A 16,256-nucleotide genomic window follows, 5' to 3' on the forward strand; every position below is an offset into this window, starting at 1 on the left:
AGATCGATGACTCAAATATCAATAATAGGCCTTGGATGGATCGGATTACCACTAGCTCAATTTCTTCAAAAAAATGGGCATGCGGTGATAGGAAGTACTACTTCAGCTGATAAGCAGGAGAAAATAAAAGATCTAGGAGTAGAGGCAATTCAGTTTGCACTTGTTCCTTTTCCTCAAGGCAAAGCTTTCCAGAAACTCTTTACAACCGAAGTACTTGTCATAAATATTCCGCCCAAATCCCGTACTACTGATGGTAAATTTTATTTAGAACAGATGAAATACCTGCGGGCTATGGTCGATCAAGCAGGAATTGAAAAAATAATTTTCGTGTCCAGTACTGGAGTTTATCCAAATGATTCTAGAACGGAATCCTATATGGAGGGAGAAGAAGTCAACGAGGCGAATACAGGAAATATCATATTGCTTAAGGGTGAAAAAACATTTAAAGACGCGAAGGAACTTACAATCGTTCGTTTTGGAGGGTTAATGGGAGATGATAGAATTCCGGGTAAATATGTTGCGGGGAAAGAAAATGTGGCTGGGCATACACGTGTGAATTATATCCATAAAAGGGATGCTGTAAGAATGCTTGCCTGGATCATTGAAAAAGAGCTTTGGCACAAGATCTATAATGGCGTGGCGCCCATTCATTCTTTAAGAAAGGATATATACGAAAGGAATGTACTTGATTTAGGTTTTGAGCCGCCTAAAAGCTACGAAAATGTCTTAGAAGGAGATAATCGGTTAATTTCTGGAAGTAAAATTCTAGAGACAGGCTTTGAATTTGAATACCCGGACCCTTTAGACTTTCCTTATACCAAAAAAAGCTAATGCAACCTAGCCCCATTTGGAACAGGCCTCTCAACTGAGGTGAGTATGATTTCTCCTGCTTCATCGCTAAAGCCTGTGATCAGAACCTCCGACATAAAATCTGCAATCTGTCTTGGAGATAAGTTACAAACGCATAGTACTTGACGGCCTACCAATCCATCTACTGTGTAATGTGCGGTAATTTGTGCGGATGATTTTTTAACACCAAGTTCTCCTCCTAAATCAACCCAAATTTTATAGGCTGGTTTTCGAGCTTTTTCAAATACTTCTGCCCGCAGAATTGTTCCAATTCGCAATTCTATTTTATCAAAATCTTTGAACTCAATCGTTTGCATAACAATTTTTTTTCCTAATTTTATAAGCCCTTTATAAAACCTTTTGTTAAAGAAAAAGGTTACATTAGCTGAATATGATCCTAAAAACTGTTTTTTCCATTAAAAATTTAACCGTTTTCGGCATAGCTGCATTTTGCTTATGCTTCTGGGCTGGTGATGCCATGGCTCAGAGTGAGCGGGAGAAATCAGAAATTGAGCGAGAGAAGCCAGTAGTTAAGCCATTGTTAGAAAATCAATCGGATCAGGTTGATATGCCAGTGCGTGACAGTCATTCTCCAATATCAACCGTAGCTTCACCAAACGTCAAGACAGTTTCTCCAAAAAAAGTAGAAACTCAGGTTAGTGGTGAAGGCAAAAAAGTTGAACCTACACCTTCTACCTTATCATTTAATATTTTTCTATATATCGTAGATAAATTCAAGGCTGATTAATTAGCCTTCCTTTAAGAATTTTTCTAACTCTTGAATACTTATCATTCCTTCATAATAGGCTCTTCCGAAAACAGTAGCTGAGACTCCCATATCTCTGAGTCGTCTGAAGTCATCAATTCCCCTTACTCCTCCACTAGCCGCAAGGTTGATCTGCGGGAATTTGTCCAATACACTTTGAAATAGTGCAAAGTTTGGCCCTTCCATCACTCCATCTCTTGATATATCTGAACATTTCAGGTATTTCAAACCTCTTTCATAGAAGAAATTAATATGGTCAAATAAGTCAATCTCTGTTTTCTTTAGCCAACCTCTAATTTTAATCTTATTGTCTGCGGGATTGATATCAGCAGCCATATTGATTTTTTGCCTGCCGTAAGAAAGGATGAATTGAGCAAAACGCTCCGGGTAATTAGCCGCCGCTGAACTTACTGTAATAGTGCTAGCTCCAAATTCAAAACATTTGATTACATCTCCATCGGTTGAGATACCTCCTGTAAAGTCAACTTTCAAATCAGTATAACCGGAAATAGCCTCTAGAATGTGGTAATTTTTCGGCTCACCTCTCCGAGCACCGTCAAGATCTACCAAGTGGAGTCTTTTGATCCCAATTGATTCAAAAGTCTGTGCGATCTCTAAAGGGTTATTGGAAATCACTTCTTCTGTAGAAAAATCGCCTCTTTTAAGCCGGACGCATTTTCCATTTATTATCCATATGGAAGGAACAATTTCAAACATGCTATTATTAATCAGGTTTATTGGTTTATTGAGATCATCCTAAAGATACTACAGCTTTGGACTAAAAATATTAGTAAAGATGCAAATCTTTTAAATCAATGTTCATTTATTAGAATTGTGGAATAATGACATTAGTAATAATCAATACTTCAATTTAGCAATTTTCCCTTTGACTCCAGAGGCCCAGACTGATCCATCGGCTTGGGCCATTTTTACTGCATGGAAACCTTCGTTTGAAATTGTTTGCCAAGTAATCCCAGAATCTTTGGAGTAATCAGAGCCACTAGGACCTACGGCTATGAGCCATTTTTGTCTTGGAAAATATACTACTCCTGATCGATAGCCACTCGGTCCCTGCTGAGGTTTGACCCACTCTTTATTCTTTGTAACAAATATTCCGGAGATACCCTCCAGCATGCCTTCATTCAAATAATCTCCTCCAACTGCTACAATCTCTCCTTCACCAATGCTAGTAAGAGAAAAAATTCCCTGAGATGATTCCCCTTGGATAAAAGGTGAACTGTATTTTTCCCAACTTGCACCCATATCTTTTGAATAGTGCAGATTTGACTCTGTACCACCTGTTCCTATCCATAAGTGGTTTCCTTCTGCTAGAAGAGAGGTTGCGCTCGCCGCGAAAGCTGCTTCTCCATTCACTGCACTAGGCAGAGAGTCCACAGGATACCAAGTGTTCCCTTGATTAGCAGTTTGAAGTATAGTCCATTTACCTTCATTCGGATCACCAATGATAAATCCTCGGTTAGCTGATGAAAAGCTAATACCATCCAAGAAAGCCAGTTCATTTTCCTGATGTTTTAGCTCCCAAGTTTTTCCCCCATCCTTCGTCTTGTAAATTACCGCTGGTTGTCCGGCGGAAACCGCTATAGCAGTCAATGCATCAAAAGCCTGGATAGATCGAAAGTCTACCGTATCTAGACCAGCAATAACACCATGATTCCATGTCTTCCCGCCATCGATAGTTCTCATCCATGTCCCATTACTTCCACATGCCCATGCTATGTCGCTGGTGAGAGGTGAAAGACCTCTTAGCGAGGATTCTACAGGTGTCTCAAGAATTTCCCAGCCTGCTGGGGCTGTACTCAACGTTGAGTCTTCGGTTTTTTTACAGGAAAAAAGCGCTACCAATAATGATAGCGCCAGTAAACTATTCTTAATCATATTTATTTTAAATCAGACTACATCTACTTTTCTATAGGCCTGAATTAATGCTTTTTCACCATCAACTCCAGGAGAGGCATTTCCATGCTCCATACCCATTACACCCTTGAAACCTTTTTCATGGATGTATTTGAATACATTGCTATAATTGATTTCTCCCGTTCCTGGTTCCTTTCTGCCTGGATTATCTCCGATTTGTATATAGGCAATTTCTTCCCAGGTTTTCTCCATAGTAGCAATTAGGTTTCCTTCATTTCGCTGCATGTGGTAAATGTCATAAAGAATTTTGCATGCTGGGCTATCCACACCTTTGCAAATCATATAAGATTGATCAGCATGACGTAAGAAAAGATCCGGGTTGTCGCTCAAAGGCTCCATCACCATCACTAGGCCATGTGGCTCCAATACCTCGGCACCACGCTTAAAAGCTTCAATTACATTTCCTGTTTGTACTCCCATAGGAAGGTTTCTTTCAAAATATCCAGGAACTACAGTCATCCATTTTGCGCCTACGCGCTTGGCCACTTCTACTGATTTTTTGCAAGTATCTACAAAAGTGTCTATGAATTCCTGTTTCCCAGTTGTAAGAGAAACTTTCCAGTTATCTCCACCTTCAATCACAAAAACTCCCATTCTCATGCCTAGAGACTCAAGTGTTTTGCCAATCAAAGCTTGCTCTTCTTCAGATCTGCGAAGCATTCCATTGTCTTCCAAAGACCTGAAACCTTGATCCGCCATGAATTTCAATTCATCCACAATTCCACCTGGAGCAGAATTTCTGAACATTCCAAAGTGCGGAGCAAAATCCATATTGAAGGTGGGTTCAGCTTTGCCTGCAGCAAAGGAGGGCATACTCATAGCTCCAGAAACACCCAAAATGGTGCTTCCTAAGCCTACTTTTTTTATAAATCCTCTTCTTTCCATGATTAAACTACTTTCGTTTTACCAGGAATCGCATGAGGATAATACATATCTGGGCCAGGCAATACCTTAGGCATCGCATCCCATGCTAAGGTTTCTGGCATCAAATCCACCTGTCCATTCAAAGCTTCATCGAATGTTAGTGGCTTGCCAGAATAAGTTGCATATCTACCCATAATAGCTGTCATGGTACTATTCGCAGCGTTTTGTGCATCTGCAAATTTGTATTCTCCGGCGAATAAAGCTGCCCACAGTTGGTCATGCTCAACTTGGTATGGGTTAGGCTGATTTTTGCGATCATGCTCATAAAGCATATTGCCTTTCCAATCCTTCAGGATGCCATGATTTCCTGCACTTAAAAAAGCTGTTCCTTTTGTCCCTTGGAAGCTTTCATCGACACGGTTTTGAGCACCAGGGAAGTGTCGGCATTCACTGTGAATGACAGATCCATCAGCATAGGTATAGGTCAATACATGGTGGTCAAAGATTTCACCATGTTCTTTACCTGTTCGGACCAGACGTCCACCTGTTCCTTCTGCTTTGACTGGTGGGCCTTGCTTCACCCAGTTTGCTACATCGATGTTGTGCACATGCTGCTCATTGATATGGTCTCCACAAAGCCAGTTGAAATAGTACCAGTTTCTCATTTGGTATTCCATTTCAGTTTGACCTGGCTGACGCTCTCGCACCCATACACCACCGTCATTCCAATAGACTTGGCCGTTGATGATATCACCAATGTCACCGTTATGGATACGTTTAATAGTCTCTATGTAATTTGCCTGATAGTGTCTCTGAAGACCTACCACTACGTTTAATTTCTTGGCTTTTGCTTCTTCAGCTGCCTTTAATACTTTTCTGATACCTGCTGCATCCACTGCTACAGGTTTTTCCATAAAAATTTGCTTGCCCTGCTTCACAGCCTCTTCGAAGTGCATTGGGCGGAAGCCTGGAGGTGTTGCAAGAATCACTACATCCGCGAGAGCCATCGCATTCTTATAGGCGTCAAAACCGACGAATTTCGTTTCTTCAGTTACGGCAAGTTTGTCCGCATATTTTTCACTCAGTGCTTTATATGCATTATCCAAGCGATCTCTGAAGGCATCTGCCATAGCGACAACTTTGATGTTGTGGCCTGTGGCTAAAGCTTGAAAAGTAGCGCCAGTACCACGTCCACCGCAGCCAATCAAAGCAACTTTCAATTCATTCACCGGAGCAGCATAGGCCCCTGGAAGTACGAAAGGAGCTGTCATCAACCCACCTGTAACCAAGGCGGATGTTTTGATGAAGTCTCTTCTAGTGTTGTCAATTTTCATAAGTATAGAGTTATTTAAGGTTTAATAATCGGTAATCGGAGCGGCTTGGTAATAAGCCATAATTTCTTCTGGGCTGGGCGGCGAAAGTGGCCTAACTAGTCTTAACCCTAAAAATGGGGCTTCTGGAAACCACCACTGGCTTTTAGGAATTTGAGGATCTATTCGTTTCCAATCAGCAGTACTAACAAATCGTTTGGAGGAACTCAATTCAGAAGCTTCTGTATCGTAGCTTCCACCTCGTACTACCCTAGGATAGAGTTCGGTCGATGGGTTAATGGGGTTTTCTTTTGATGAATTAGCGTAAAACTCAGGATCGTATTGATCTGAGGTCCATTCCAAAACATTTCCATATATATCATAAAGACCCCAAGGATTCGGCTTTTTCTTGCCAATGGGATGGGTAGTTTCGTCGGAATTCTCTCTTGTCCATGCATATTCACTTAGCATTGCAGGGTCATCTCCATAAAAGAACCTGGTTTTTGATCCAGCTTTTGCAGCGTATTCCCATTCTGCTTCTGTAGGCAGTCTGTAGAAAATACCAGTTTTCAAATACAGCCAGTGGCAAAATTGGATTGCTCCATATTGAGTCATTCCGATTGCAGGTTTTCCTTCCTTTCCCATACCAAAAGTCATATCCAAGTAGGGCATACTTGGTCTCGTCAACCCATCGACCACTTCTCCGATTGGACCTTCAGAAATTGCCAACTCGTAATTTTTATCTAGGAAAAGCTCAAAGGCATCCCAAGTTACTTCATGAGTTCCCATCCAGAAAGGGGCAATCTTTACTTCATGCACTGGCTGTTCATCCGCAGAACTTTCTGAGCCCATCATGAAGGTTCCTTCAGGTATTGGAGTCATCTGGAAAGTCACTTCAGTACCAGGAATTTTCTGGGTGTAGGATTCAAAATTGGCATTATTGACATCAAAGCTCATAAGCATCAATGCACCAATCACAAGGGGTTTTGGGTTTGTTTTAAACATGTTTAAAGAAAAAATCTTTAGCGTTAAATATAATAGTAAAGGGGTTCTAATTTAATTTGTTTTTGATGGATGGAGGGAATAAATACTGACTTTAGATTCATCCAAATATATCATTATCAGGGTTTTGTCTGCTATTATTCTCCTTATGTTACCTCTTAAATCCAATCCGCTTTTAGACTTATCCACCTTGGTAAATTGCCCTTTTCCATTGCCTAGTAAAACTAGACCTTGGCTCGCATCATATTTACCATAGTATAATTTACCATAGCCGATATTTCCTCCAAGAATCATATCTAGGTGACCATCACCATTTACATCAACAGCTTCTGAGGCATAAACAGGTGAGAATTGAGCTTGTATGGGTAATTCTTTCGCAACAAATTTTCCTGCTTCATTTTTGACAAAGTAGCTTGTTTCTAATCGACTGATAAAGATCGAATTAGAGTTTCTTCGTTCGTCAGCAGTGAAGAGCTCGCTCATTTTCACATTGGCAAATGACTTGAAATCCAAATATCTCTTTTTAAGAAAAAGTACCTGGCCAAGGATTTCGTCACGGCTCGCAGCTGGGTATCTTTCTCCCTGAACGTAGTACCCCAGAAATGCATCAATAGATCCATTTCCATCAAAATCCTTGTATAAAATCTCGGCAGGTTCTGAACCGCTAGCTTTGATTTGAGAGTTGGTGCCCAGATTACCCGCCAATATTTCTACCATTCCATCACCATCCCAATCAGCAAGGGTCAGATTATTCCAGAATCCAAATTCATGCTTTTCGAAGTAGCTTAATGTTGTTTCTTTCCATTGGTTTTCTTGGAAGGAAAAGACCTGTATTGGCATTGCGTCTCCCAGTACAATTAACTCAGGCTTACCATCCTGATCTAAGTCTGCTAGGCCAGAATCAGTTAACATACCCAAATTGATAAATGTAGGCGCGAGCTGCTTAGTCTGATCGCTGAAGTTTCCCTTGCCGTCATTTATCCATACTCTTCCTCCCAGCGAGGTAGGAAACTGTCCTGGATTAATTCTAGCCCCCACGAATAAGTCAGGAATTCCGTCAAAATTGAGGTCAGCGACTTGAACCGTCCCCGTTGGGAAAGTTTCATTTGGGATAGCCTCCGAGGCTAAAGTGAAATTGCCCTTCCCATCATTTAAGTAAAGTCGATCACGCAATGCTTCGTCTCCTAGATTAAAATCATAGACACCTCCGCTGGCAACAAATAAGTCTAAACTACCATCACCATTGGAGTCAAATGCTATTGCGTCTGTATCCTCGGCTTTAGAAGCAGATGCAAATGCACTTGTATTCTGTTTGGCAAATGATCCATTGGCATTCTGTATATAGAATGAAGCGGTGGCATTAGAGCCTGCTCCTACGAAAAGGTCTTCTTTCCCGTCACCGCTAAAGTCTGCGAAAACCATGGCCTTTCCATTTCCAGAAACAGGGTTGATTAAGAGTGGTTGTCTTTTATAATCATTGAATTCCCTTCCTACTTCGGTCTTTAATTCTACTTTTTCTGTAAGGTAGGTTTCTAACGCTTTTGGTCTGACCGAAGGAGCAGAAACTGCATCACTTGCCCTTAGTTCCAATGTTTGATTTACACCAACCTTATACTGCTTAGTCATTTTTCCACCAGGCCAGGTCACCTGAATGGAGTCTATCTCGGTAATTGTCCCTAGTCCAAAATGAAGCGTCGTAGAAATTGAAGATTGATATCCTCGGTATGGGTTCTGCTCTAGTACCTGAATATTCTCTCCAGTATAAATCTCAACTTTAGCTCCAAGTGCGGAGGAATTGCTCTCTGATCCTGATAGTTTGAGATTTATATAATTCGCTTCTTTCAATTGACTCGCTTGATTTTCAAAAATAAAAGCCGGTGAGTTAATGTTATTGATGATAAGATCTAGGTCTCCATCATTGTCCAAATCACTGTAAGCCGCTCCGCTACTGTTTGCAGCATGATTAATTCCCCAAGAATTAGTTTGGTTTTGGAAGGTGAGCTCGCCTGTATTTTGAAAAATATAATTTGTCAAATTGGACGATGGCATGGTCTTGACCATGTTCAGCAAGTCCTCTCGTTTTAGCTTGCCTCCTGAAGTTCGCACGTAATTGTCCATGTACTTCAAAAAGTCCTGGTTGTTGTAGTCTCTCAGGTAGCCGTTGGTAATGAAAAGATCTTTCCAGCCGTCATTATCAAAATCAGCAAAGAGAGATGACCAACTCCAATCTGTATTGGACACCCCAGCTAGCTGCCCAATTTCTTGAAATGTGCCGTCACCAGAGTTAACATGAAGCATATTTCGCATGTATTGGTGGTGGAAGCCTTTGTTTACATTCAGTTCAAACAGTTCAAAATTATCCGGTGCAAGAAGAAGCTTTTGTCTTTCATTTCCCTCGGGTAGCATATCCAAGGTAAAAATATCTTGTAGGCCGTCATTATTGAAATCGGCTATATCATTTCCCATGGAGAAATGAGAAGTGTGCCCTAATCGTTTTAAGATTTCATCTTTGAAGGTCCCATCCTGCTGATTGATATACAGGTAATCCGGCATGGAGTAATCATTTCCAATGTAGATATCAGGCCAGCCATCCTGATTGATATCTGAAATTGCAATTCCTAGGCCATAGGAAAGACTTGAGCTGGAAATACCCGCCTCAAGGGTTACTTCTCTGAACTTTCCGTTTATATTTTCAAAAAGCTGCGGCCCCGCTTCATGCTTTTCTTTAAGTAATACCTTGGTGAGATTCACATCCTGATTTTGGATGGATTTGGTGTTATGGTTTAGTAGGAAAAGGTCAAGATCTCCATCTAGATCATAGTCGAAGAAACTGGCCGATGTGCTGGGTGCATTTGAAGCTATCCCATATTCCTCGGCCATTTGTTTAAAAAGTGGAATTCCATTTTCGTCATTACCTTGATTGACAAAAAGTTCGTTAGTTCTTTTCTCGGTAGGCAAATTGCCTGAGTAGCACTGATAAATGTCTAGTTTATTGTCGCCGTTGATATCCACAAATACAACTCCTGTCTTCCAGGGGCCGGATCTACCGGTAGCTCCTGAAGCTTGAGCTGTTTCTTTAAATTTGAGATTACCTTGGTTTAGGTATAGTTGATTGCCACTGACATTGGCAGAAAAATAAATATCCTCCAAGCCATCACCATTTAGATCGCCCACTGCTACGCCACCTCCATTGTAGAGGTACTCGTACATGAGGACATTGAGGTTTAAGTTCTCTTCTATTCTGTTTGAGAAGGTAACTCCGCTTTGTTCTGGAGTCAATAAGTTAAAGAGAGGTGTGGTATTAGAAGTTGAGGAATTATCAGCTTGGTTGGCCTGGTCTGTTTCAGTGCAAGACGCCATCAATACACTGAAAGCCAAAGCTGTTATGAGATTTTTTTTAGTCATAATCTAAAATAATCTAAGCCACCCCAATGGAATGGCTTAGATCAAATTTATAAGAATACTTACTTTATTCTATTCCAGGATTCTGGATAAGGGCACCATTCCTGTTAATCTCATCTCTGTGGATTGGTACAAAATACATTTTGTCTAGCCAAGTTCTATTTTCCTTTCCAGGATCAATAGGTAGAACTTTATAAACGTAATTAGAAACAGCTGGATCATATCTGTAAGTTGTTAGCGTCTGTCCAGGCTTAAGCGTACCAGTAATATTGATAATATTCGCTTTTCGACCCAGAGTCTCTTCAGCAATCATCCAACGACGCGTATCATGGTATCTCTGCTCTTCATAAGACATCTCGATTCTACGTTCATTGATGTAGCGATCCATCAAAGCATCACCAGACTCTGTAATTGCAGGTTGGCCTACACGGAATCTGATTTTATTCAACCACATTCTAGCTTCATCTTCCTGACCAAGTTCTATAGAGGCCTCTACATAGTTCAACACTGCTTCAGTGTATCTTAAAATAGGCCATGGAACTTCTTGCCAGGTATTCTGATCCACAATTGCAGGGTCTGCATCAATAAATTTTCTGGTATAATAGCCAGTATAGCTACCATTCCAATCCTCAATAGGACTGTTTCTGGTATCCAATCCAAAGTGGGTAACCTTAGCTCCTGAGCCATCAGTCACTTCATAAGTACCGGTTTGGATTTGTCCCAAAGGATCTCTTGATTGATTTGCAGAAGATCTTGGCTTCCACTGTGCTCCATCGTAGAGGATAGAAGCATAGAATCTAGCGTCTCTGTTCTCATAAGGCGCAGAAGCATGAGCAGGATTTGACCAGTCAAACTTAGTACCATCCATCATCTCATAATCATCCACAAGCAATTGTACGGGACTGTTTCCAGCCCAGTTGTTATAGCCATTAGGACCATTGAATAGACCTTGACGTCCACCATTCTCTAGTTTCATGTTGATGAAATATCTACCGAGAATTATTTCATTTTCGCCACCATTTCTTGCCATGGCATTGTTGATATAATTCTGGATACCTTCTTCATGTGATACTGGCTCTGTGAATCCCAAATTATTTCCGCTGGCCATATCCAATACAGCTTTCGCCGCATTCTGTGCTTTCTGCCATCTTTCAGTTCTATTGCCACTAGGGTAGGCAACAAGATCAAGATTTGGATAGGAAGCCAATAAAGAAGAATTAGCTGCTGCAGTAGGGCCATCATGTAGATCACTTGCTGCATACAATAACACTCTAGACTTCAATGCCAATGCTGCAAGTTGAGAAGCTCTACCATTAACTCTAGGCTTTCCTTGTAATAAGGCAGCTGCATCCGTTAGATCTTTTTCGATAAAGCTAATAGTTTCTTGCCACGTGCCTCTAGCAATATCATAAGACTCTTCGCCAAGACCATATGGTCTATCTACGATTGGAACACCACCATAGTATCTAGCTAGTTGATGATAGTAATAAGCTCTCATGAATTTTGCTTCACCAAGAAGCTTATCTACTATACCACCATCGTTAGGAAACTGTGGGTCCGATAGGTTTTCGATTGCAATATTTGCTCTCCGAATGTAGCTATACATGTTGCCCCAGCTATAGGTATTGTTTACCCATCCTTGATCAGCAGAGTTAACTCTTGCTTCGGTGATGGTAGTGATACCACGTCCTGGGTGTGTAAAGATTGCTTCATCCGTTAGAGAGGCAAGTCTTTGCTCGTCAAAACCACCATTTCCAAATCCTTGGTAGATTCCTACTACAAAGGCCTCTGCCAAAGCAGGGTCAGTCCAAACGGCCGATTGGGAAATCTCTCCAAGCGGCTCAGTATTTAGAAAATCACTGTTACAGCTGGCAATTGTTAAGCTTGCTGCAAACAGAATTACTAGTTGTTTAATATTTCTTTTCATTATTTTGGGTTATTTAAAATGAAACAGAAAGACCTGTATTGATTACTCTAGCCTGAGGATAATACTGTCCCGTAGAGGCATCAGACTCTGGATCATACACTTTCGTCTTACTCCATGTGATCAAGTTCAATCCATTTACATATAAACGAGCATTTTTGATACCTATTTTCTCTGTAAGAGTAGCAGGAAGATTATAGCCAATCTCTACGTTTTTCAATCTCAAGTAATCAGATGGTCTAAACCAATAATCATTACCTCCAGACCAATACTGGTCATTTCTGTTGGCAAGTCTTGGCTCTGTGCTACTAGGATTGTCGATAGTCCATCTTCCATCATAGATATCGGATAGATAGTTACCAATGTTTCCAGACTCACCAGCACTGATGTATTGTCTTGCTCCCAAAGAGCCTTGGAATAGAATAGCTAAATCAAAGCCTTTCCAATTTGCTCCTAAGTTAATTCCACCTTGAAATAATGGGATTGTATTATTATCCAAACGTACTCTATCATCAGGGGTAATTTTACCATCACCATCGTAATCCACATACCTCATGTCACCAGGTCTTAGATTACCTGTGATTGCCGAATAATCAAGCGTCTCTGCATCAATTGATTGCTGATCTGGGAATACTCCATCGTATTTATAAACTAACGGTGTACCCATTGGTCTGCCTGTAGATTGTTGCCACTCAGGTGCTCCTGGTGATTCATCCCAGAACAAAATTGCATTCTTAGCATAGCCACCGTTAACGCTAGCTGTATATTGGAATTCACCTTTTCCGCCTCTAATACCAAGGTTCAAATCAAACCCTTTGTTTTCCACTTCTCCGATGTTCTCAGCAGGTAATGAAAGACCAGTCGTTTGAGGTACGGATGCATTTCTCTGCCAAAGGATATTCGTACGCTTGTTGTAGAACAAATCAAACTCGAAGAAGATTTTTCCCTGAAGGAATTGACCTTCAAAGCCTAAGTTAGAGTTATTGGCTACCTCCCAAGTAATTGCACGGTTTGGAACTCTTGTTTCAAATAGCGTTTTTGTTTCAGCTCCACCTACAATGTATGAGCTAAAGCCATAGGTTGACAAGAATTGATATTCACCAATCTGATCGTTACCTAGCTGACCCCAAGAACCTCTGACTTTGAAGAAGTCAAAAGATTTTCCAAGAGAATTTTTCCAGAAGCTTTCTTCAGAAACTACCCAACCAAGCATTACGCCAGGGAAGAAACCAAATCTAGTCTCTTCAGGGAAGATGTACGAACCATCATATCTCCAAAGGAATTCTGCTAGATATTTTTCTTTGTAATTGTAGGCAACTCTACCAAAGTAGTTCAGACGAGCTCTATTGAATGCCCCACCACTGTTATCTTTTTGAAGATCGCCACCAGCAAAAAGTTGATCAATCGCCGTGGAGATGAAGAACCTTCTGTATGCACTGAAATTATTTCCTTCAATAGTCTCTCGGTTCACACCTGCTACGACATTGAATGTATGTACGTCATTAAATGTCTTGTCGTAGTTAAGCACGCCTCCCAAAAGGATATTCAATTGATTTGAATTTGACTCATTTAGGTTTGGCTCAGCTGGACCTCTCTTACTTGGAACCAATATTGGAGTAACGCCATCTGCTTCAAAACCATTTCCTTTTTGATAAAGGGTCCATGGTGTTTGCCATCTTTTAGTAGTACGGATATACTTATCTATAGCTGCAGTTCCAGTAAATTTTAAGCCTTCTACACCAGGAATTTTGATTTCCAACGTACCTGTAGTCTGGATATAGTCACGCTTATCATTATCATAACCAGTTGCATTTGTAGTAATCACCACTGGATTTTGACCATTTTCAATATCTGGACCTGGTTTTCCATTTGGCCAATAAGCTGGCTGGTTTGGCTTACCTCTCATTTGCATACGGAAGATCGCTCCAGCCCCTACAGTAGGGAAGAATCTAAATTCCTCTCTGGCAAGGATACCCAAGCCTACTTTCATATACTTATTGATATTTGCATCCAAGTTGATACGGAAGTCATATTGCTTATAACCAGTTGCTGCATCTTTGTAGTATGCATCCTGATTCTGGTATCCTAAGGAAGTTAAGTACTTCACATTTTCACTACCGCCTACTAATTGTAAGTTATATCTGCTTTGAGGTGACCAGTTTTTAAGCGTTTCACCATACCAATCTGTATCTGGGTAATTCCAAGGATCAGTCCCATTTCTATACAGTTCAATTTCCTCAGGTGAGTAAGGAGCAGTTCTTACCTGACCATTTGGTCTAGTGTACTCTCCATTCTGCTTATAAGCTTGGTTTGCAGCAGCCCATTCATTGGTTGGGAGCTCGTAGATATTTATTTCATTCAGCGCATTTGCATACTCAGCTGCATTTAATAGGCCAGGAAGTAATGCTGGCTGAGCAAATCCTTGATTCACTTGGAAAGTCAATTCTGGGGCACCTGTAGTACCTCTCTTCGTTGTTACTAGAATTACACCGTTCGCTGCTCTTGATCCGTAGATCGCTGCTGATGCATCCTTCAATACGGAGATACTCTCGATGTCATTTGGATTTAATCGCTCCAAACCACCAGCTCTTGCTGGAATACCATCGATTACCACCAATGCATTATTATTACCCAGGGTATTGGAACCACGAATTCTAATGCCTGATCCATCATAACCCGGCTCACCGCTTCTGTTTACGGCTACCACACCAGCCATACGACCAGCGATAGAGTTAGACAGGTTCATTGCTGGAGATTTCACAAGTTCCTTACCTTTTACGGTAGCAACTGAACCTGTAATCGTCTCTTTTTTCTGCTCACCATATCCTACCACAATTACCTCTTCCAAGGATTTGGTATCAGGTAACAAAGTCAGATCAAATGTAGATCTCTCTCCTACAGGAACCTCCATGGAAGTAAATCCAATAAAAGACAGTTGCAATACAGCCGACGGTCCAGGAATATTGATTGTAAATTTACCGTCGATGTCTGTGACGGTACCATTTGTCGTGCCTTTTACTAAAATAGACACACCAGGTAGAGGCAAATTATCCTCTCCTGAAATTACCACACCAGACACCTCCCGGGTCTGTGCGAATGCAGTGCTAAGAAGTCCTAGACAGAAAATTAGTGTCAGACTAAATAGCTTTAAATGAGTAAAGTTTCTCATTGGCATAGGGGTTTATAATTAATTTAATAAAATTTAACAGTCCAAGGTCTCAATATGCTTATTCAAAACCAAACTGATTTTTGCTAAAAATTGACTGAATATTGATAGAAGCAGCTTACAACTACAAGCTTAACAGTTCGGTATTGTGCTATTCAATGAAAAATTGAACAATTCTTATAAACCAAGAAAAAATAAAGAATTACAGAACTCCTAAAAATGCCCCTTGCTTATCATTCAATCGATTGCTACATATGGAATCTATAATCTATTGACTACAGCTTTTTTTGGAATTTTTAAAGACCACATTCCCCTCAGATTTCCAACTCTGAAATCTCTTGCCAAGTCATTCGGATAAAGAGAATCTATCTTATTTAGAAGCTCCGCTTTTATATCGTTTTTCACATCTCCATGACATGCCAAACAAAATTCCGAAGAAATGACAATTGCCTTAGTATAAAGTAGAATATCCCCGCCCTCAATCTTTTGAATATTAGGCTCATTTTCTATACTGTTTTCTACATTATATTGATAAGCATCTAGGATTGGTGATTCATCTGCTGTTGGTAGGTTAGCTGGATTTCTGGCACGGAAAGAAGTTCGCCTGATTTCCACATCATATTTCTCACTTAGCTCACTTGCAATCGGTGCTGCTTTTACATTGCAAAAACCAATTGCACCAGCAAACCCATTTTCTTCAACAGCTTTATGCAGGCTGGACATGAATTGTTGCTGCGCTGCAGTACTAATGGAGTCTCCCCATATCATAGCTTCTTGGGTAATCTGGGCTTCTGAAAGCTTTTTTGCTTCCATAGAATTATTCACTTTGTCAAATACCTCTTTAGAAATACGTTCTCGCGGTCCGCATGAAAAGAGAAGAGCAATAGAAAATATAGTATATGTTAGATTCTTCATTAGATTCGATAGTGTAGTATAGATAAATTTACAAATCATTGTCGGCTTTTTATTTAAGCGCTGCTAATCTTACCAAGGTAAATTGCTCAAGAACACAAGATCACTTTGAGAAGATTTGTAATC

12 protein-coding genes are annotated in these 16,256 nt (G+C 40.6%); 2 read left to right on the forward strand and 10 right to left on the reverse strand.

Features of this window, described 5'->3' with window-relative positions:
* Positions 1–6: 6 nt before the first annotated feature.
* The gene (locus ACPUEN_RS15350) at positions 7–831 is read left to right on the forward strand and encodes an NAD-dependent epimerase/dehydratase family protein (RefSeq protein ID WP_425636778.1); all 825 of its coding nucleotides are present in this window, start codon (positions 7–9) and stop codon (positions 829–831) included.
* On the opposite strand, the gene ACPUEN_RS15355 is transcribed toward ACPUEN_RS15350, so the two are convergent.
* Positions 828–1,166, reverse strand: a complete 339-nt coding sequence (locus tag ACPUEN_RS15355) for a tRNA-binding protein (RefSeq protein ID WP_425636779.1) — start codon at positions 1,164–1,166, stop codon at positions 828–830. The two genes, ACPUEN_RS15350 and ACPUEN_RS15355, sit on opposite strands and share 4 nt — an antisense overlap.
* Before the next feature lie 74 nt (positions 1,167–1,240).
* Between ACPUEN_RS15355 and ACPUEN_RS15360 the strand changes: the two genes are divergently transcribed.
* Entirely contained in the window at positions 1,241–1,597 is a 357-nt protein-coding gene (locus ACPUEN_RS15360) for a hypothetical protein (RefSeq protein WP_425636780.1), read from the forward strand.
* On the opposite strand, the gene ACPUEN_RS15365 is transcribed toward ACPUEN_RS15360, so the two are convergent.
* From ACPUEN_RS15365 to ACPUEN_RS15405, 9 genes are all read right to left on the reverse strand, one after another.
* Positions 1,598–2,332 (reverse strand): HisA/HisF-related TIM barrel protein, encoded by a 735-nt coding sequence (locus ACPUEN_RS15365; protein ID WP_425636781.1) that lies wholly within the window; start codon positions 2,330–2,332, stop codon positions 1,598–1,600. It abuts the gene before it with no gap.
* A gap of 141 nt (positions 2,333–2,473) precedes the next feature.
* Positions 2,474–3,511, reverse strand: coding sequence for a YCF48-related protein (locus ACPUEN_RS15370; protein WP_425636782.1), 1,038 nt, complete (start codon positions 3,509–3,511; stop codon positions 2,474–2,476).
* Between the two features lie 12 nt (positions 3,512–3,523).
* Positions 3,524–4,435, reverse strand: coding sequence for a hydroxypyruvate isomerase family protein (locus ACPUEN_RS15375; RefSeq protein WP_425636783.1), 912 nt, complete (start codon positions 4,433–4,435; stop codon positions 3,524–3,526).
* A 2-nt stretch (positions 4,436–4,437) separates the two neighbouring features.
* Positions 4,438–5,748, reverse strand: a complete 1,311-nt coding sequence (locus ACPUEN_RS15380; protein WP_425636784.1) for a Gfo/Idh/MocA family protein — start codon at positions 5,746–5,748, stop codon at positions 4,438–4,440.
* A 21-nt stretch (positions 5,749–5,769) separates the two neighbouring features.
* The gene (locus ACPUEN_RS15385) at positions 5,770–6,729 is read right to left on the reverse strand and encodes a formylglycine-generating enzyme family protein (RefSeq protein ID WP_425636785.1); all 960 of its coding nucleotides are present in this window, start codon (positions 6,727–6,729) and stop codon (positions 5,770–5,772) included.
* Between the two features lie 51 nt (positions 6,730–6,780).
* Complete coding sequence (locus ACPUEN_RS15390; RefSeq protein WP_425636786.1) at positions 6,781–10,131, reverse strand: VCBS repeat-containing protein; 3,351 nt, start codon at positions 10,129–10,131, stop codon at positions 6,781–6,783.
* A gap of 64 nt (positions 10,132–10,195) precedes the next feature.
* The gene (locus ACPUEN_RS15395) at positions 10,196–12,055 is read right to left on the reverse strand and encodes a RagB/SusD family nutrient uptake outer membrane protein (RefSeq protein WP_425636787.1); all 1,860 of its coding nucleotides are present in this window, start codon (positions 12,053–12,055) and stop codon (positions 10,196–10,198) included.
* Between the two features lie 13 nt (positions 12,056–12,068).
* Positions 12,069–15,221, reverse strand: coding sequence for a SusC/RagA family TonB-linked outer membrane protein (locus ACPUEN_RS15400; protein WP_425636788.1), 3,153 nt, complete (start codon positions 15,219–15,221; stop codon positions 12,069–12,071).
* Between the two features lie 258 nt (positions 15,222–15,479).
* Complete coding sequence (locus tag ACPUEN_RS15405; RefSeq protein WP_425636789.1) at positions 15,480–16,133, reverse strand: Tll0287-like domain-containing protein; 654 nt, start codon at positions 16,131–16,133, stop codon at positions 15,480–15,482.
* Positions 16,134–16,256 lie beyond the last annotated feature (123 nt).

Source organism: Algoriphagus yeomjeoni (assembly GCF_049821175.1).
In the GTDB taxonomy this organism is placed as follows: Bacteria; Bacteroidota; Bacteroidia; order Cytophagales; family Cyclobacteriaceae; genus Algoriphagus; species Algoriphagus yeomjeoni_A.